This window comes from Paraburkholderia fungorum (assembly GCF_003610895.1).
Lineage (GTDB): Bacteria > Pseudomonadota > Gammaproteobacteria > Burkholderiales > Burkholderiaceae > Paraburkholderia > Paraburkholderia fungorum_B.
This window is the reverse complement of the sequence record NZ_MCAS01000027.1, coordinates 36,896-51,394: the sequence shown is the minus strand read 5'-3', so window position 1 is coordinate 51,394 and position 14,499 is coordinate 36,896. Positions and strand designations below refer to the sequence as shown.

At 62.4% G+C, this 14,499-nt stretch carries 13 protein-coding genes; 5 read left to right on the top strand and 8 right to left on the bottom strand.

Annotation, left to right across the window (positions count from 1 at the left end; all coding sequences use genetic code 11):
- Window positions 1-3: 3 nt before the first annotated feature.
- From BCY88_RS24080 to BCY88_RS24050, 7 genes are all read right to left on the bottom strand, one after another.
- Window positions 4-408 (bottom strand): nuclear transport factor 2 family protein, encoded by a 405-nt coding sequence (locus BCY88_RS24080; RefSeq protein ID WP_120346671.1) that lies wholly within the window; start codon window positions 406-408, stop codon window positions 4-6.
- A 279-nt stretch (window positions 409-687) separates the two neighbouring features.
- On the bottom strand, window positions 688-1,665 hold the full coding sequence (locus tag BCY88_RS24075; RefSeq protein ID WP_259461498.1) for a CobW family GTP-binding protein: 978 nt from the start codon (window positions 1,663-1,665) through the stop codon (window positions 688-690).
- Window positions 1,662-3,317, bottom strand: coding sequence for an amidohydrolase (locus BCY88_RS24070; protein WP_120346670.1), 1,656 nt, complete (start codon window positions 3,315-3,317; stop codon window positions 1,662-1,664). The genes BCY88_RS24075 and BCY88_RS24070 overlap by 4 nt, the downstream gene beginning before the upstream one ends.
- 38 nt (window positions 3,318-3,355) lie before the next feature.
- Window positions 3,356-4,741 carry a sodium:solute symporter family protein gene (locus tag BCY88_RS24065; protein ID WP_120346669.1) on the bottom strand — a complete coding sequence of 462 codons (1,386 nt, stop codon included), beginning with the start codon at window positions 4,739-4,741 and terminating at the stop codon, window positions 3,356-3,358.
- Window positions 4,742-4,759: 18 nt separating this feature from the next.
- Window positions 4,760-4,969: a DUF3311 domain-containing protein gene (locus BCY88_RS24060; protein WP_120346668.1), complete on the bottom strand. Its 210-nt coding sequence runs from the start codon at window positions 4,967-4,969 to the stop codon at window positions 4,760-4,762.
- Window positions 4,970-5,287: 318 nt separating this feature from the next.
- The gene (locus BCY88_RS24055; RefSeq protein ID WP_120346667.1) at window positions 5,288-6,019 is read right to left on the bottom strand and encodes a sulfite exporter TauE/SafE family protein; all 732 of its coding nucleotides are present in this window, start codon (window positions 6,017-6,019) and stop codon (window positions 5,288-5,290) included.
- A 226-nt stretch (window positions 6,020-6,245) separates the two neighbouring features.
- Window positions 6,246-7,625 (bottom strand): MFS transporter, encoded by a 1,380-nt coding sequence (locus BCY88_RS24050; protein ID WP_120346666.1) that lies wholly within the window; start codon window positions 7,623-7,625, stop codon window positions 6,246-6,248.
- Between the two features lie 190 nt (window positions 7,626-7,815).
- Between BCY88_RS24050 and BCY88_RS24045 the strand changes: the two genes are divergently transcribed.
- From BCY88_RS24045 to BCY88_RS24020, 5 genes are all read left to right on the top strand, one after another.
- Window positions 7,816-8,520 carry an ArsR/SmtB family transcription factor gene (locus BCY88_RS24045; RefSeq protein ID WP_120346665.1) on the top strand — a complete coding sequence of 235 codons (705 nt, stop codon included), beginning with the start codon at window positions 7,816-7,818 and terminating at the stop codon, window positions 8,518-8,520.
- 59 nt (window positions 8,521-8,579) lie between these two features.
- Entirely contained in the window at window positions 8,580-9,044 is a 465-nt protein-coding gene (locus tag BCY88_RS24040; RefSeq protein ID WP_120346664.1) for a MarR family winged helix-turn-helix transcriptional regulator, read from the top strand.
- 16 nt (window positions 9,045-9,060) lie between these two features.
- Window positions 9,061-9,624: an isochorismatase family protein gene (locus BCY88_RS24035; RefSeq protein ID WP_120346663.1), complete on the top strand. Its 564-nt coding sequence runs from the start codon at window positions 9,061-9,063 to the stop codon at window positions 9,622-9,624.
- A 52-nt stretch (window positions 9,625-9,676) separates the two neighbouring features.
- Window positions 9,677-11,017, top strand: coding sequence for an MFS transporter (locus BCY88_RS24030; RefSeq protein ID WP_120346662.1), 1,341 nt, complete (start codon window positions 9,677-9,679; stop codon window positions 11,015-11,017).
- Between the two features lie 368 nt (window positions 11,018-11,385).
- Window positions 11,386-12,750 (top strand): glutamine synthetase family protein, encoded by a 1,365-nt coding sequence (locus BCY88_RS24020; RefSeq protein ID WP_120346660.1) that lies wholly within the window; start codon window positions 11,386-11,388, stop codon window positions 12,748-12,750.
- Between the two features lie 73 nt (window positions 12,751-12,823).
- Here BCY88_RS24020 and BCY88_RS24015 read toward each other — a convergent pair whose 3' ends face one another.
- Entirely contained in the window at window positions 12,824-14,347 is a 1,524-nt protein-coding gene (locus BCY88_RS24015; protein ID WP_120346659.1) for a CoA-acylating methylmalonate-semialdehyde dehydrogenase, read from the bottom strand.
- Window positions 14,348-14,499: the final 152 nt, after the last annotated feature.

Here is a 14,499-nt window from a genome sequence, read left to right as displayed (position 1 = left end):
GCGTCAAACGTTCTGCTTCGGACGTTCCTTGCGGAACGCGCGCTTGACCGCAATCAGGCCGTCGCGGAACTCGAACAGATCGCAGCCTTCTGCTTCGATGCGCCAGCCCTCCGCATGCGTGCCCGTGAACAGCCACTCGGACACGCCACGCTCACCGATAACGTAATGACGCCCGTCGCCCCAATGCGCATCCGGGAAAGTCTTGAAGACCGTTTCGAATGCCGCGCGCACTGCGTCGCGACCGACGAAGCGCGCACCGTAAACTTCGCTTCCGCCGGCGGCGTCGAACACACAGTCTTCGGTCATGAAGCCCATTAGCGCATTGGCATCGTGACGATTGAACGCAGCGGAAAATGCGGCGAGTGTGTCCGCGGTGACCTTCGCTGCGGACGTTTCTGTTGTGGCCATTCATGTCTCCTGCTTGGTGAATTGGGTGAAGCTCGTGAGGTCGCCTGAGCGGCGATCTGTTAAGGAAAAGTGTAAGTTTGGTGTCGGCGCGACGGTAGGGCCAGTGCGCTGGTTTCGCCTGGTGCAGCGTGCGGTGAGGAGGACGCGGGTTGACTGGCCTCGAATCGCGTTGCGGATTCAGGCCGTGGGTTTGCTTCGTGTGGTTCGTGCGCTTTGTGTGGTTCGTGCGCTGGGTACGCGCAGGCGCGATGAGCGCGGCACGCTAACGCGAACTGGACACTAACTCAGCACGCGCGTGCTTTCGAGGCAACGTTTGATCGCACGCTCGTCTTCGTCGGTGAAGCGGCCGATCAGCACGAGCGTCGATTCGGCCGGCGCGTGACCCGCGAATGGCGTAATGAGAATGCGGCCGCCCGCCACGTGAAGTTCTTGCGCCATGGCATCCTGATCCAGCCAGACAATGCCCTTCGCTCTCAGCAGCGTTGAGGACAGGCTGCGCAGCGCAGCCCTGAGCTTCTTCCTGTCCAGCGCAAAGTCCGACCTGAAGGAAAAGCTGCAGATATCCCGATGCAGATTCGAGGCGCCCGCCGTCGTAGCGCCGATTCCACCCGCGCGATGGCGAGGCACCACGCTCGCGTCGAAGATCAACGCCGGCGGTATCTGCCCATTGACCGACTCGAACAGAATGGACGTGCTTGCGAGTGTCAGCACCGCGTTCGTCACCGCGGTCTTTTCCTGCTCGGTCACGAGGTCGGTCTTGGTGAGCACGAGGGCCGTTGCACCCGCGATCTGCCGGCGCACGATATCGCCGACGTACGGGTCGAGCAAGGTTGCGCCGATGCGCCCGGTATCCACCGCAACGATGATCCCGACCAGCCTGAATGCCCGATCGAGCAGGCCGATCTGCGCGATCTTCACAGGATCGGAAACGCCGCTGGCTTCAATAATCAACAGCTCAGGGCGTTCGGGCCGCGCGCCGATTTTCACGAGCGCATCGACGAGACGGCCGCCAATCGAGCAGCAGATGCAACCGTTCTCCAGATTGATGACATCGTCCGTGCGTTCGCGGATCAGCGCGGCGTCGATATTGATATCGCCGAAATCGTTGACCAGCACGGCCACTTTGCGCTGCCCCGCCATCGACAGCACATGGTTGAGCAAGGTGGTCTTGCCCGCGCCCAGATAACCGCCGAGCACCACCAGCGCAATAGGCGGCCGGCTATTCGACGCAGCCATTTCTTTCGCAGTGCCGTTCATTTTTCCGGCGACTGGAACACGCGACCGCCCAGCACCGTGCCCCACACTTCGACGTCTTTCAGCCGCTCGGCGGCGACCTCGCTTGGGTCCTCCGCCAGCACGGCGAAGTCCGCGAATTTGCCTACCTCGATGCTGCCGATCAGATGATCCATCTTGAGCGTATAGGCCGCACCCAGCGTGATCGCACGCAAGGCGTCGGGCACAGGAATGCACTCGCTCTCGCCCAGCACGCGGCCGCTCGCCGTCTTGCGCTGCACCGCGCACCATGCGGTGAACAGCGGGCTCAACTGCGTAATCGGCGCATCCGAATGAAAAGCAAACGGAATGCTCAGACGCCGAGCCGACTCCGCCGCATTCATGCGGTTCGCGCGGTCGGGGCCCATGGTTTGCGCGTAGTGGGCGTCGCCCCAGTAGTAGATATGGTTGGAGAAAAAGTTAATGCACATGCCGAGTTTCGCCGCGCGCGCCAATTGGCTCGCATCGGCCATCTGACAGTGCTGCAGCGTGTGGCGGTGATCGCTGCGCGGAAAAGCGTCGAGCATCTTCTCGACGGCGTTCAGTACCACCTCGGTGGCTTCATCGCCGTTGGTATGAATATGGAGTTGCAGCCCGGCGCGATGAAACGGCGTGAACACCTCCTCCAGCTGGCTGGGCGGAATCAGCCACAATCCGTTCGGCTGCCCGCCGACATAACCCGGCCACTTCAGCCGCGCGGTGAAGCCCTGAATCGACCCGTCGACAATGAATTTGACCGGGCCAAACATCAATTTTTCCGTGCTGTCCTGAATCGCCGACAGCACTTTCCCGGCGCCGCCTTCAGGGCTTCGCTGCGGTGCGAACGCGGGCACGATCCTGACCGGATACTGCGGGTCGGCCGTGACTTCGCGCAGATTGCGATTGCCCAGCGCCGACAGATCGTTGACCAGGTCCGTCGCGGTGGTCACACCGGCGAGTTGCGCTACCTTGCCGAAATTCCAGATCGCCGCTTTCTTTTCACTCGCCGCGATGGAAAGCTGGCTGCCGATCACCTCGTACACCGGGAACATGGCGGCGAATTCCTGCAGTTCGCCGCTCGGCTGGCCCTCTTCGTCCTTGTCGATGCCGTCGATGTCGGTGTTCTCATCGATGCCGGCAAGCGCCAGCATGGCGGAGTTGACGTTCATCAGGTGCACGCTCGCGTGCAGCACGACGATGGGCCGGGTGGTCGAAACGGTGTCGAGTTCCTTGACCGACAAGCGGCTCGCGCCGAAGAAAATCGGATCGAAGCCCCACGCGAGCAATGGCGCCGCCGCGTCCGTCATCGTGCGTTGCGCTTGCGCGAGCCGCGCGATCACCTCGTCCAGCGTTCTCAGCCCTCGCCACAATGTGCCATCCGGGCCGCGCCGGTCGTAGTAGCCGAGATACACGGCGTCCCACATGGCGCCTTCCATCAGATGACAATGCCCTTCGACAAGACCCGGCATCAGCACCTTGTCCTTGAACGTCTCGACGATCTCAACCTCACCCCAACGGCTCACGTCCTCCAGATTGCCGACGGAAAGAATCTTGCCGTCGCGCACGGCAACATGCGTGGCATGCGGCTGGGCCGGATTCATCGTCAGAATTTTTCTGGCGACAAAGACAGTGATGGGACCTCGTTCAATCGAATTCATAAGTAGATATTCTCTGATTCAGGACGCGGACTGAGCGATCAGGAGAGCGCATGAACCGGTTTGCGCTTCCAGCCATGGTTCAGCACGGCAGTCACCGCGATATTGATCACGAGACACAGCAGGCCGAGGTTGAATCCACCAAGATCGGCGTGAAGGATGTACAGGATGATCGCGAGTATCTGGCCAGTCAGAATACCTGTTGCAATGGCGGCCGGTTTGACGCGAAGCGAAAACAGAATGACCATCACGCCCGGGAAAAACTGGGTCACGCCGTAGTACGCGGTATTGATCAGCGTGAGCATCAGATTCGGCGTCAGGAGTGTCATCACGATCGAGACCAGCAGGTAGATCACGATCACTGTTTTCGCCGTAGCTTTCTGCCGGTTCTCGGGCATTTTCGGCAACAGATTGCGCGTCACGATCGGGCCGATGGCAAGACAGATACCTGTGAGCACCAACAAACCGGATAGCGAGGCGCCGGCCGCAACCAGACCCAGCAGCCAGCCTGGCAGCAAGCGGATCGCCGCCGCAAAGAATGCCTCATTCGGCGAGCCGAGGTGCAGGTTCTGACTGATCGCATAGTACGAAGCAATCACCAGAAACGGATACATCAGCATATACAGCGGCATCGCCACCTGGGTGCGCCGGATCGTATTCGGGCTGGTGGCCGTGAAGAAAACCTGCACCGCGAACGGCATCACGTAGAACCCCAACGACTGGAACAGCATGGTGCTCATCGAGAACGTCAGTTGGTTGGCGTTCATGCTGTTGCTGACGTGCAAGCTGGCGGTGTGAAAAACTTCCGTGACGCCGGATTGCCAGGCGACCGCAATCCCGGTTATCACAATCGCCACGACCATCAGCACATCTTTAAGGATCGCGATGTACGCCGAGGCCCGCACGCCCGAAATGGCGATATAGGTAAAGGCCAGTACCGCGGAGATCAGAATCAGATAGAACGGCTGGAAATTCCAGCCAAGACCTTTGAACGCGGCGACGAGCCCCGTGAATTGCAATTCGCCCCACGGCAGCAGGAACAGAATTGCCGAGCCCGCGACGATCAGCTCCAGCGCCCGGCTGCCGAAATGGCCTTTGAACAGGTCAGGCAGCGTGATGGCGTTATAGCGTTTGCCGGCCTCCCAGATCTTCGGTCCGATGAAATAGCCAACGGGATAGGCCAGCAGGATATAGCCCAGAAACCAGACCCCATACGTGGGCCCCTTGGCATAGATGCCGCCAGGAAAGCCGACCATCGTGCCAATGCTGTAGATTTCGCCTGCGGCGAGGAAAAAGACCAGATACGCGCCAAACTGACGGGACGCGACAAAGAAGTCATGAACGCTTTGCGCGCCATGCCCTTTTTTGGACCGTATCGCCAGATACAGCGAGAAGAGGATCAAACCGAGAAAGACAACGGTGGACATCCGGGCTCTCCTGCTGCTTCAGTGGGTTTGCGGATCTGCATCGTCCGCGCGACGATCGAACAGCCGCCAGCAGACCTGCAGGCAGAGCGACGTCAGCACAAACCACGCGAAGATCCACGCATAGATGAACGGTACGCCCAGCACGAATCGATCGACTGAAGCGACCCAGGGCAGCAGGCCGATCACGCCGACGTAGGGGATGCCGATCCCAATCAAGAACTTGAGCATGAAGTCTCCGTCTGCTTTTTGTAACCCATGAAATCACCTCTGCCGAGTCCCCCCGTTCATTGACGGACCGGACCGCTTGACGCGGGTCCGCGGCGAGCGGATGCGGCAGGACGGTCCTGGCAGACGATTACAATGATTTCAGTATCGGTGGCCGAAAATGCACCTGACTAGTACCAGCGATAATAAATCGCCTGGTCCACATGAACGTGAACCGTGAGCGGACATTGCACCCGCTCATACCCCTGTGGCAAGGTCGTTTTTACGTGTTTTTTTACGCGCCATTACGTGCAGTGCGTGCAGTGCGCGCACTACGTGCCATCACGTGACCAGGGCAACCAGCCCGGAACACAGCAGCAAAACGCTCACGAGATGCTCGACCCGGCGCACCGGCACGCGCCGGCCCAGACGCTCCCCCGCGCAGACCCCGAGTACGAATACCGGCACGAGCAGCAGCAGCGAACCGAGCTGAGGCGTGTGAACCTGATGTTCGGCGACAAAAAGGGCCACCACCCCCACATAGAGCACCGCAAAATAGGCGAGAAGATTGGCGCGCAGCGCCGCGCCCTGGCCCACGCCGTTGAGATAGTAGACGGCCGGTGGACCGCCAATGCCGCCTAGCGCGGTCAGCGCGCCGCTCATTGCACCGGCCGTGAAGGTCGGTCGCCAGCCGCTATCGTGAAGCCAGCGCCAGCCCCTCATGTGCATCACGGTGGAGGCCAGAACGGCGAGCGCGACGAGCCGGCGCAGCGCCACCGCGTTTTCGCTCGCCATCCATAGGGTCGTGACTGCCGTGCAAGCCATGGCGACCAGCGCGAGTGGGATCACCGTGCGCCAGCGCACCGCGCTCGCCCAGTTGCGCACGCCTTGCAGCGAGGTCGCGAAATGGATCAGCACGATCAGCACACCGGCTTCGGGCGCGGGAATCAGCAACCCGAACAGCGGCGCCATGACGAGCGCGCCGCCGAATCCGGTCAAGCCCTTCGCCATGCCCGCCACCAGGGTCACCAGGGCCAGACATCCCAGTATGGAAGGGGTATCGGCAACATTCATGAGTCGTTCGTTCGCAATAGACGGAGAATCGAAGGTCAAATCGATTGCTACGTTTCGCGCACGACGACAGCTTCAGGAAAGGGCCAGCATAGTCGCAGTATTCCGAACGCCCGCGTAGTGCCAGTGGCGTCCTTTCGATGGTGCCAGAGCTTGACGGGCACGCCAGACGCCCCATAAAGCGCCGGGTCAGTCTGTGGCCGTGTTTCTGGTTCCTGGTCAAGCACGCTCAACAGGCATCGCTGCCCGCATAGCGCGTCGCCACGGCCAACGCGATACCCCAGACCAGCGCGGCCAGCAGCGACAAGCCGATCGCCAGATAGACGGCCACGCGAATCCCGGCGTCGAGCGGCTGGACCGCGCTCATCAGTGCGCCAAAGATCGCGACACCAAATGCGGAACCCGTCTGCCGGCTCGCGTTGAGCACGCCCGCCGCGACGCCGGCACGCGCCTTGTCCACCGCCGTCATCAGCGCAGCGGTCGCCGCCGGCGTAATCACGCCGGCCCCGAAACCGACCGCCGGAAAGCAAAGCGCGATACGCCAATACGAAGCGTTGTCCGCAAGCGCGAGTAGCCCGGCAAAGCCCAGTGCATAAAGCAGGAAGCCCCCGCAAACGAGCCTTTGCGCGCCATAGGCCCGGTTCAATGCACCGGATACGAAGCTGCCGATCGCCACCATGACGGTCAACGGCAAAAACGCCAGGCCGGTCTGCAACGGCGACCATCCGCGATCGGACTGGAAGTACAGACTCAGCAGGAAAAACAACCCGTAGAACACCAGACCGGAAATCGACGAGGCAAACGCCGAGGCAGAAAACACCGGACTACGAAAGAAATGCAAAGGCAGCATCGGCTGTTTGCGTTTGGTCTCGACCAGCACGAACCCAATCCACGCGACGAGCGCGACCACCGCGCCCGCACGTATTGCGCCCGCGTGCCACCCAAGCTTCGCGCTCTCGATCAACACGGCGACCGACGCGCCGAGCGCCACGATAGCGAGCATCTGACCCGCGATATCCATCGGCCGCTGCGCCGCGTCCGGGCGGACCGAATCGACGCGCGTGGTCAGCCAGGCGCCGAGCAGCGCGATCGGCACATTCACCAGAAAAATGCTTCGCCAGCCGAGCAGATGAATCAGCAGCCCGCCGGCGAGCGGGCCGGCCGCCATCGCGATGCCGCCGCATCCGGCCCACACACCAATCGCGCTGGCCCGCTGCCGCGCGACCGGGAAAGCGCGATTGATCAACGTCAGCGAACACGGCACCAGCAAGGCCGCGCCGACACCCTGCCCGATCCGCGCGGCAACGAGCACCGGCAAAGTCGGCGCCAACCCGCACAAGGCCGACGCGCAGGCGAAAATCAGCAAACCGGCGAGATAACCGGTCTTTGCGCCGATCCGGTCGCCGAGTGCGCCGCCGCTCAGCAGCAAGCTGGCAAACGTCAGCGTATAGGCGTTGACCACCCATTGCAGGCCGCTGATATCCGAGCGCAAACTGGCCGCAACCGGCCCGAGCGCAACATTTACGATCGATGTATCGAGTATGACAATGACATAGCTGAGGCTCGTCGCGATCAATACCCGTTTCTGATATTCACGTTCGTTGTTCAAGAGTTCCAGCCTTTGGTGATCGGTTCGCCGTTGACTATAAGGCGGCCCGCACAGAGAATGCTTCGGCCCGTATCGAAGTGTCGAGTCGAAGTGTCGAATCGCGCCGCCGCACCAGGACACCGAACAAACGAGCGGTTTTTCCCCCGCCAATAGACATCAAACGCGCATTCATGAAGGACGCCGCAAATCAATGGGCCAGCACAATATTTCGAGCGTTGCGCATCTGATCGCCGAACCGGTTCGTTCGGTGATGCTGATCACACTGGCCGACGGCAGCGCCATGTCGGCCGGCGCGCTGGCGAAAGCGGCAGGCGTCACCGCGCAAACCGCCAGTTCACACCTCGCCAAGCTGCTCGACGGCGGCTTGCTGAGCGTGGAAAGCAAGGGCCGGCATCGCTATTACCGGCTCGCCGGCGCACACGTTTCGCACGTACTCGAAAGTCTCGCGTCGGTCGGGCCGGTCACCCCGGCCTGGCGCAACACGCCGAACCGGCCGGCTCAGGCGCTGCGTTTCGCGCGCTGCTGTTACGACCACCTCGCGGGCCAGATCAGCATCGCGGTGACGCAAAGCATGCTCACGCGGGATTTCATCGTCGAAGCGGGCGAGCGTCAGTACGTCCTCACCCCGTCTGGCTGCGCGTGGCTGCAGCAACTCGGCGTCGATGTGAGCGATCTGGCATTCGACCAGCCCGACCATGCGCGCCAATGTCTTGACTGGACCGAGCGCCAATATCACGTCGCGGGACTGTTAGGCGCCCGCCTGATGGACGCCTTCCTTGCATGGGGCTGGCTGTGCAAGTCGTCCACTGCGCGCTCAGTGACCGTCACCGCGCTCGGCTGGGAAGGACTCAAGCAACATTTCGGCGTCGCCCGCGACGCCTTCGGGCCTGGCTAGAACTTGACGTCCGGCAGATGTGAAGGTAACCTGCGAAGGTAACCTTCACATCTGCCCGCATGTCCAGCAACGACACCTCCCCCCGCTCCCCCTCCGATCAGGACGCCCTGCACGGTACAGCCGAAGACTTGCGCGTGCTCATCGGCAAGCTGCGGCGCCGCTTGCGCGAAGAAGCGCATGTGGGCGATTTCACACCGTCGCAGGTGCAGGTTCTCCTCCTGCTCGAACGCGAAGGTCCCGCAACGGTCACCACGCTCGCGCGCATCCAGGGGATGCGTCCGCAATCCATGGGCGAGACACTTTCAATTCTGAAAGCTGCCGGGCTCGTGAGCGGCGCCCCTGACCCGAACGACGGGCGGCAAACCGTTCTCTCCCTCACACCGGCCTTCCGCAAGAAGATCAAGGCAAGTCGCGCGGCGCGCGAAGATTGGCTATTCCGGACGATGCAGACCCGCTTCTCCGCTGCCGAACAGAAACAACTCGCGATTGGCGTCGACCTGCTCAAACGCCTAATCGACTCGTAACGCTCAGGAAAACACCATGGCTCTCACTACGCTCGACACAAAGACCGCATTGGTCGTCATCGATCTGCAGCAAGGCATCGTTGCGCTGCCCACCGCCCACCCCACTGCCGAGATCGTCAAACGCTCAGCGCACCTGATCGATGCATTTCGCCGTCACGGTCTGCCCGTGGTGCTCGTCAACGTGGCGGGCGGCGCACCGGGCCGCGCGGAACAGTCGCGCCCCACGGGCGATTTCCCGGCCGGCTTCGCTGATCTCGTTGCCGAGTTGAAGCAGCAGCCGTCGGACCATCTGGTGACCAAGCGCACCTGGGGCGCGTTCACGAACACGGACCTCGAAGCGTATCTGCGCCAGCAAGGCGTCACGCAAGTGGTGCTGGTCGGCGTGGCCACCAGCATCGGCGTCGAGTCCACCGCGCGTTTCGCACACGAACTCGGCTTCAACGTCACGTTCGCCGTCGACGCAATGACGGACATGAACCTCGACGCCCATACCAACAGCATCACGCGAATTTTCCCGCGCCTCGGCGAAACCGGCACGACGCAAGACGTCCTCGATCTGCTCGATCAATCGCGCGCATGATCACTTGTTTGAACCGCTGCGCCGCGCGGATCGTCCACCTGGGGATAGGCTCGTGAGCGGCACATTCCGTTCGCTTCGTACGTTCAACTACCGGATCTGGGCCAGCGGCGCGATCGTCTCCAACATCGGCACATGGATGCAGCGCACGGCGCAGGACTGGCTCGTGCTCACGGAGCTCACGCATCACAATGCAACCTCCGTGGGCATTGTGATGTCGCTGCAGTTCGGGCCGCAAATGCTTCTGCTGCCCCTAACCGGCTACGCGGCCGATCATTTCGACCGCCGCAAGCTGCTGTTCTTCACTCAGGCGGCAATGGGCACCCTGGCGTTAGGCCTCGGGATTCTCACTGTGACCGGCCTCGTGCAGTTATGGCAGGTCTATGTGTTTGCCGGACTGCTCGGCTGCGTCACCGCATTCGATTCGCCGGCGCGTCAGACCTTCGTCTCCGATCTGGTGGGAGAGGCCGATCTGTCGAACGCGGTCGCGTTGAACTCCACCTCGTTCAACGCGGCGCGCATGATCGGGCCGGCCGTCGCGGGGCTGTTGATCGCCTCGGTGGGCACAGGCTGGGTGTTTCTGATCAACGCGCTCTCGTTCGTCGCCGTGCTCGGTTCACTGCGCACGCTGCGCCTTAACGAACTGAAGCTGAAGCCTCGCGCAACACGCACGCGCGGCAGTTTCGTGGAAGGCTTCAAGTATGTGTGGACGCGTCCCGATCTGAAGGCTGCGCTGTTGATGCTGTTTCTGATCGGCACCTTCGGGCTGAACTTCCCGATCTTCATCTCGACCATGTCGGTCACCGCGTTTCACGCGGGCGCGAGTGAATACGGCGTATTGAGCTCGACCATGGCGATTGGCTCGGTGACGGGCGCGCTGCTCGCCGCACGCCGGGCGAAACCTCGCATGGCCATTCTGCTCGGTGCAGCGGCGATTTTCGGCGTGAGCTGCACGGTAGCCTCACTGATGCCGAACTATGTCCTGTTCGGCCTCGCGCTCGTGGTGGTCGGCGCGGCCACGCAGACGTTCAACACCTCGACGAACAGCCTCGTGCAAATCTCCACCGAGCCGGCCATGCGCGGCCGGGTGATCGCGATTCTGCTGGCCATCTCGCTAGGCTGCACGCCGCTCGGTGCGCCGGTGGTGGGTTGGGTGGCGGACCGCTTCGGTCCGCGTTGGGCGCTCGGCGTGGGGGCTGCGTCGGGCTTTGCCGCGGCGGTGGTCGGTTTGATGTATCTGGTGAAATATCGCCAGTTGCGCGTGTATGTCGAGGCGGGGCGGTTGCGGTACAGCATCGATGATCCGCGCCAGGCGCCTGCGTATGTCACTCCTATCGTGGCCGTGCAGCAGGCTGTGCTGAGTGAAGCGGAAGAGGATTCGTCGGCTGGGGTTTAGAGGGGTGCGTAAGAAGCGGTGGCGTAACCGCTCAATTCATCGAGCGGTGCGCCACGCCCGCAGCTATACTCAACGGCATCATGAAGCCCGCCGCGTCGTCATTCCGCCGAAGCCGCAGCCGCCACGCCGATCCGGCGTGCGCGCACGCGCGTCTCGCCACGGCGCGTCTCAATCCCCTGCTGAACGTGATCCTCGCTTTCTGGGCAATCTGGCATTGCCGTCACGCACGCCCTCCGCTGTTCTCTCTGCATCCACCCGTTTGAACTGAATCCGAGGCCGCCATCCGCGCGGCCCCGCCGATTTTCTTCGCCGCTGCGCACAACTGATGCGCAGGGCAACGCACGCGCCAACGCGCAGAGAGAACCCACATGCAATTCGCTCATGAACAGGAAGCGTTGACTTTCCTCGAACAGCATCCCGACATCGACCTATTCGAACTCTTTATCGTCGACGCCGCCGGCGTGCCACGCGGCAAGCTGCTGCATCGCGAGGAGTTACTGGCCGTGTACCGCAGCGGCCGGCCACTGCCGAGCGCGATCATGAACCTGACGATCAACGGCGACGACACCGAAGATAGCGGTCTCGTCTGGGACGTCGGCGACATCGACTGCCGTGCGTATCCGCTGCCGGGCAGCCTCGTGCGCTTGCCATGGCGCAAGATGCCGACCGCTGCCGTGCAGGTGCAGATGCATCCCGAAGAAGGCCTGCCCGCCGGCGTCGCCGATCCCCGGCAATTGCTCGCGCGCATCGTCGACGGTTTGCAAGCGGAAGGTTTCTATCCGGTGATGGCGTGCGAACTCGAGTTCTACCTGCTCGACGCCAAACTCGATGCGCAAGGCCGTCCGCAACCCGCGCTCGATACCGACGGCCGACGCCCGCGCACCACTCAGGTGTACGGTCTGCGTGAACTCGAACAGATCGAGCCGTTTCTGAAGGACCTGTATGACGCCTGCCGTGAGCAAAACATCCCGGTACGCACGGCGATTTCCGAGTACGCACCCGGCCAGGTCGAGATCACGCTCGAACACGGTCCCGCACTCGAAGCCATGGATCATGCCGTGCGTTATAAGCGCGTGGTCAAGGGCGTGGCCAACGCGCACGGCATGAACGCGTGTTTCATGGCGAAGCCGTTCGCGGATATCGCCGGCTCGGGCATGCACATGCACGTGAGCCTCGCCAATCAGGCCGGCGACAATCTGTTCGCTGCCGAAGACAAAGCCGGCACGCCGTTGCTGCGCCATGCGGTGGGTGGCATGCTGCACGGCCTGCTCGCTTCGATGCTGATGTTCTGCCCGAACGCGAATTCGTACCGCCGCTTCCAGGCAAACAGCTACGCGCCGCTCACGCCGACATGGGGCGTCGACAACCGCACCGTCAGCCTGCGCGTGCCAGGCGGTCCGGCGCCGAGCCGGCACGTCGAACATCGTGTATGTGGCGCCGATGCAAATCCGTATCTGGCAGCGGCCGCGATTCTCGCCGCCTCGCATCACGGTATTCGCGAACGCCTCGATCCGGGGGCGCCGATCGAAGGTAACGGCTATGCACAGGCCACCACCCTGCTGCCGACCGACTGGCTCAGTGCGTTGAACGCGCTCGAACAATCGGACTGGGCGAAGGACGTATTCGGCGCGAAGTTCCTCAAGGTGTTCATGGCGATCAAGCGCGCCGAATACCGGCAGTTCATGGGCGAAGTCGGTGAACAGGACTGGCGCTGGTACCTGAACCAGGCCTGATTGCGGCCCTCAAATAAAAAAACCGCGCCTGAGATCAGGCGCGGTTTTTATCGCTGCAATATTGCCCGGTTGCCTACTTCGCAACCGGCATCGTAAACTCCGCACCCTTCGCGATACTATCCGGCCAGCGCTGCATGATGCTCTTATAGCGCGTGTAGAACCGCACGCCTTCCTCGCCGTACGCATGGTGATCGCCGAACAGCGAACGCTTCCAGCCGCCAAACGAGTGCCATGCCATCGGCACCGGAATCGGTACGTTGATGCCGACCATGCCCACCTGAATCTGCCGGCCGAACGCGCGCGCCACGCCGCCATCCGACGTGAAGAGCGACACGCCATTGCCGAACTCATGCGCGTTGATCAGTTCAACCGCGCTCGCGAAATCGGGCACACGAACCACCGCCAGCACCGGGCCGAAGATTTCTTCCTTGTAGATCTTCATCTGCGTGCCGACCTGGTCGAACAGCGTGCCGCCGATGAAGAAACCGTCTTCCTTCGCCACCGGATGAGCGCGCCCATCGACGATCAGCTGCGCGCCTTCCGCCACGCCCGAATCGATATAACCGGCCACCTTGGCCTTATGTTCGGAGGTAACCAGGGGACCCATTTCGGCGTCGAGGTGCTCGCCGTTCTTGATCACCAGCGACTTCACGCGCGGCACGAGGCGCTCAATCAGTTCGTCGGCGACATTGCCGACCGCCACCGCGACCGAGATCGCCATGCAGCGCTCGCCCGCCGAACCGTAAGCGGCGCCGATCAGGGCGTCGACCGCCTGGTCCAGATCGGCGTCCGGCATCACCACCAGATGATTCTTCGCACCGCCGAGCGCCTGCACACGCTTGCCGCGCTTCGACGCTTCCGTATAGATGTATTCGGCAATCGGCGTGGACCCGACGAAAGACAGCGCCGCGACGTCCGGGTGTTCGATCAGCGCGTCCACCGCCACCTTGTCGCCGTTCACGACGTTGAACACGCCGTCCGGCAGACCGGCTTCCTTCAGCAATTCGGCAATGCGCAACGCCGCCGACGGGTCACGTTCCGAAGGCTTCAGCACGAACGTGTTGCCGCAGGCCAGCGCCACCGGGAACATCCACATCGGCACCATCACCGGGAAATTGAACGGCGTGATCCCCGCCACCACGCCCAGCGCCTGACGCAGATTCCAGTTGTCGATGCCACCGCCGATCTGGTCGGTGAAATCGGTCTTCAGCAGGTTCGGAATGCCGCAGGCGAACTCGACCACTTCGATACCACGCACCACTTCGCCTTGCGCGTCCGTGAACACCTTGCCGTGTTCGCGCGTGATCAGCATGGCGAGTTCGTCGTGGTGCCGGTTCAGCAGTTCCTTGAACTTGAACAGAATGCGGGCGCGCTTGATCGGCGCCGTTTCGCTCCAGGCGGGAAAGGCGGCCTTCGCGGCCTTGACCGCCGCGTCCACTTCCTCGACCGACGCCAGCGCGACCGAGCCGGTCACCTGGCCGGTGGCGGGATTGAATACGTCCTTGAAGCGGCCGCTGGTCGCCGCAACCGGCGCACCGCTGATGTAATGGCCCAATTGCTGCACCGACAACTTCGCTTGTTCGTTCACTGCATTCATTTCGTTACCTCTGTTCGGAATAGGCCGCAAGCGTGGACCACTGGGCCATAAGCAAAAAGATCAGGCTACGTCGCGCGGCATACGAGCGGCGAAACGCCGGGGGCGTCCGCCAGGCGGTCCCCAGCTCGTCGGCAGGCTCCATCAGGACCTGC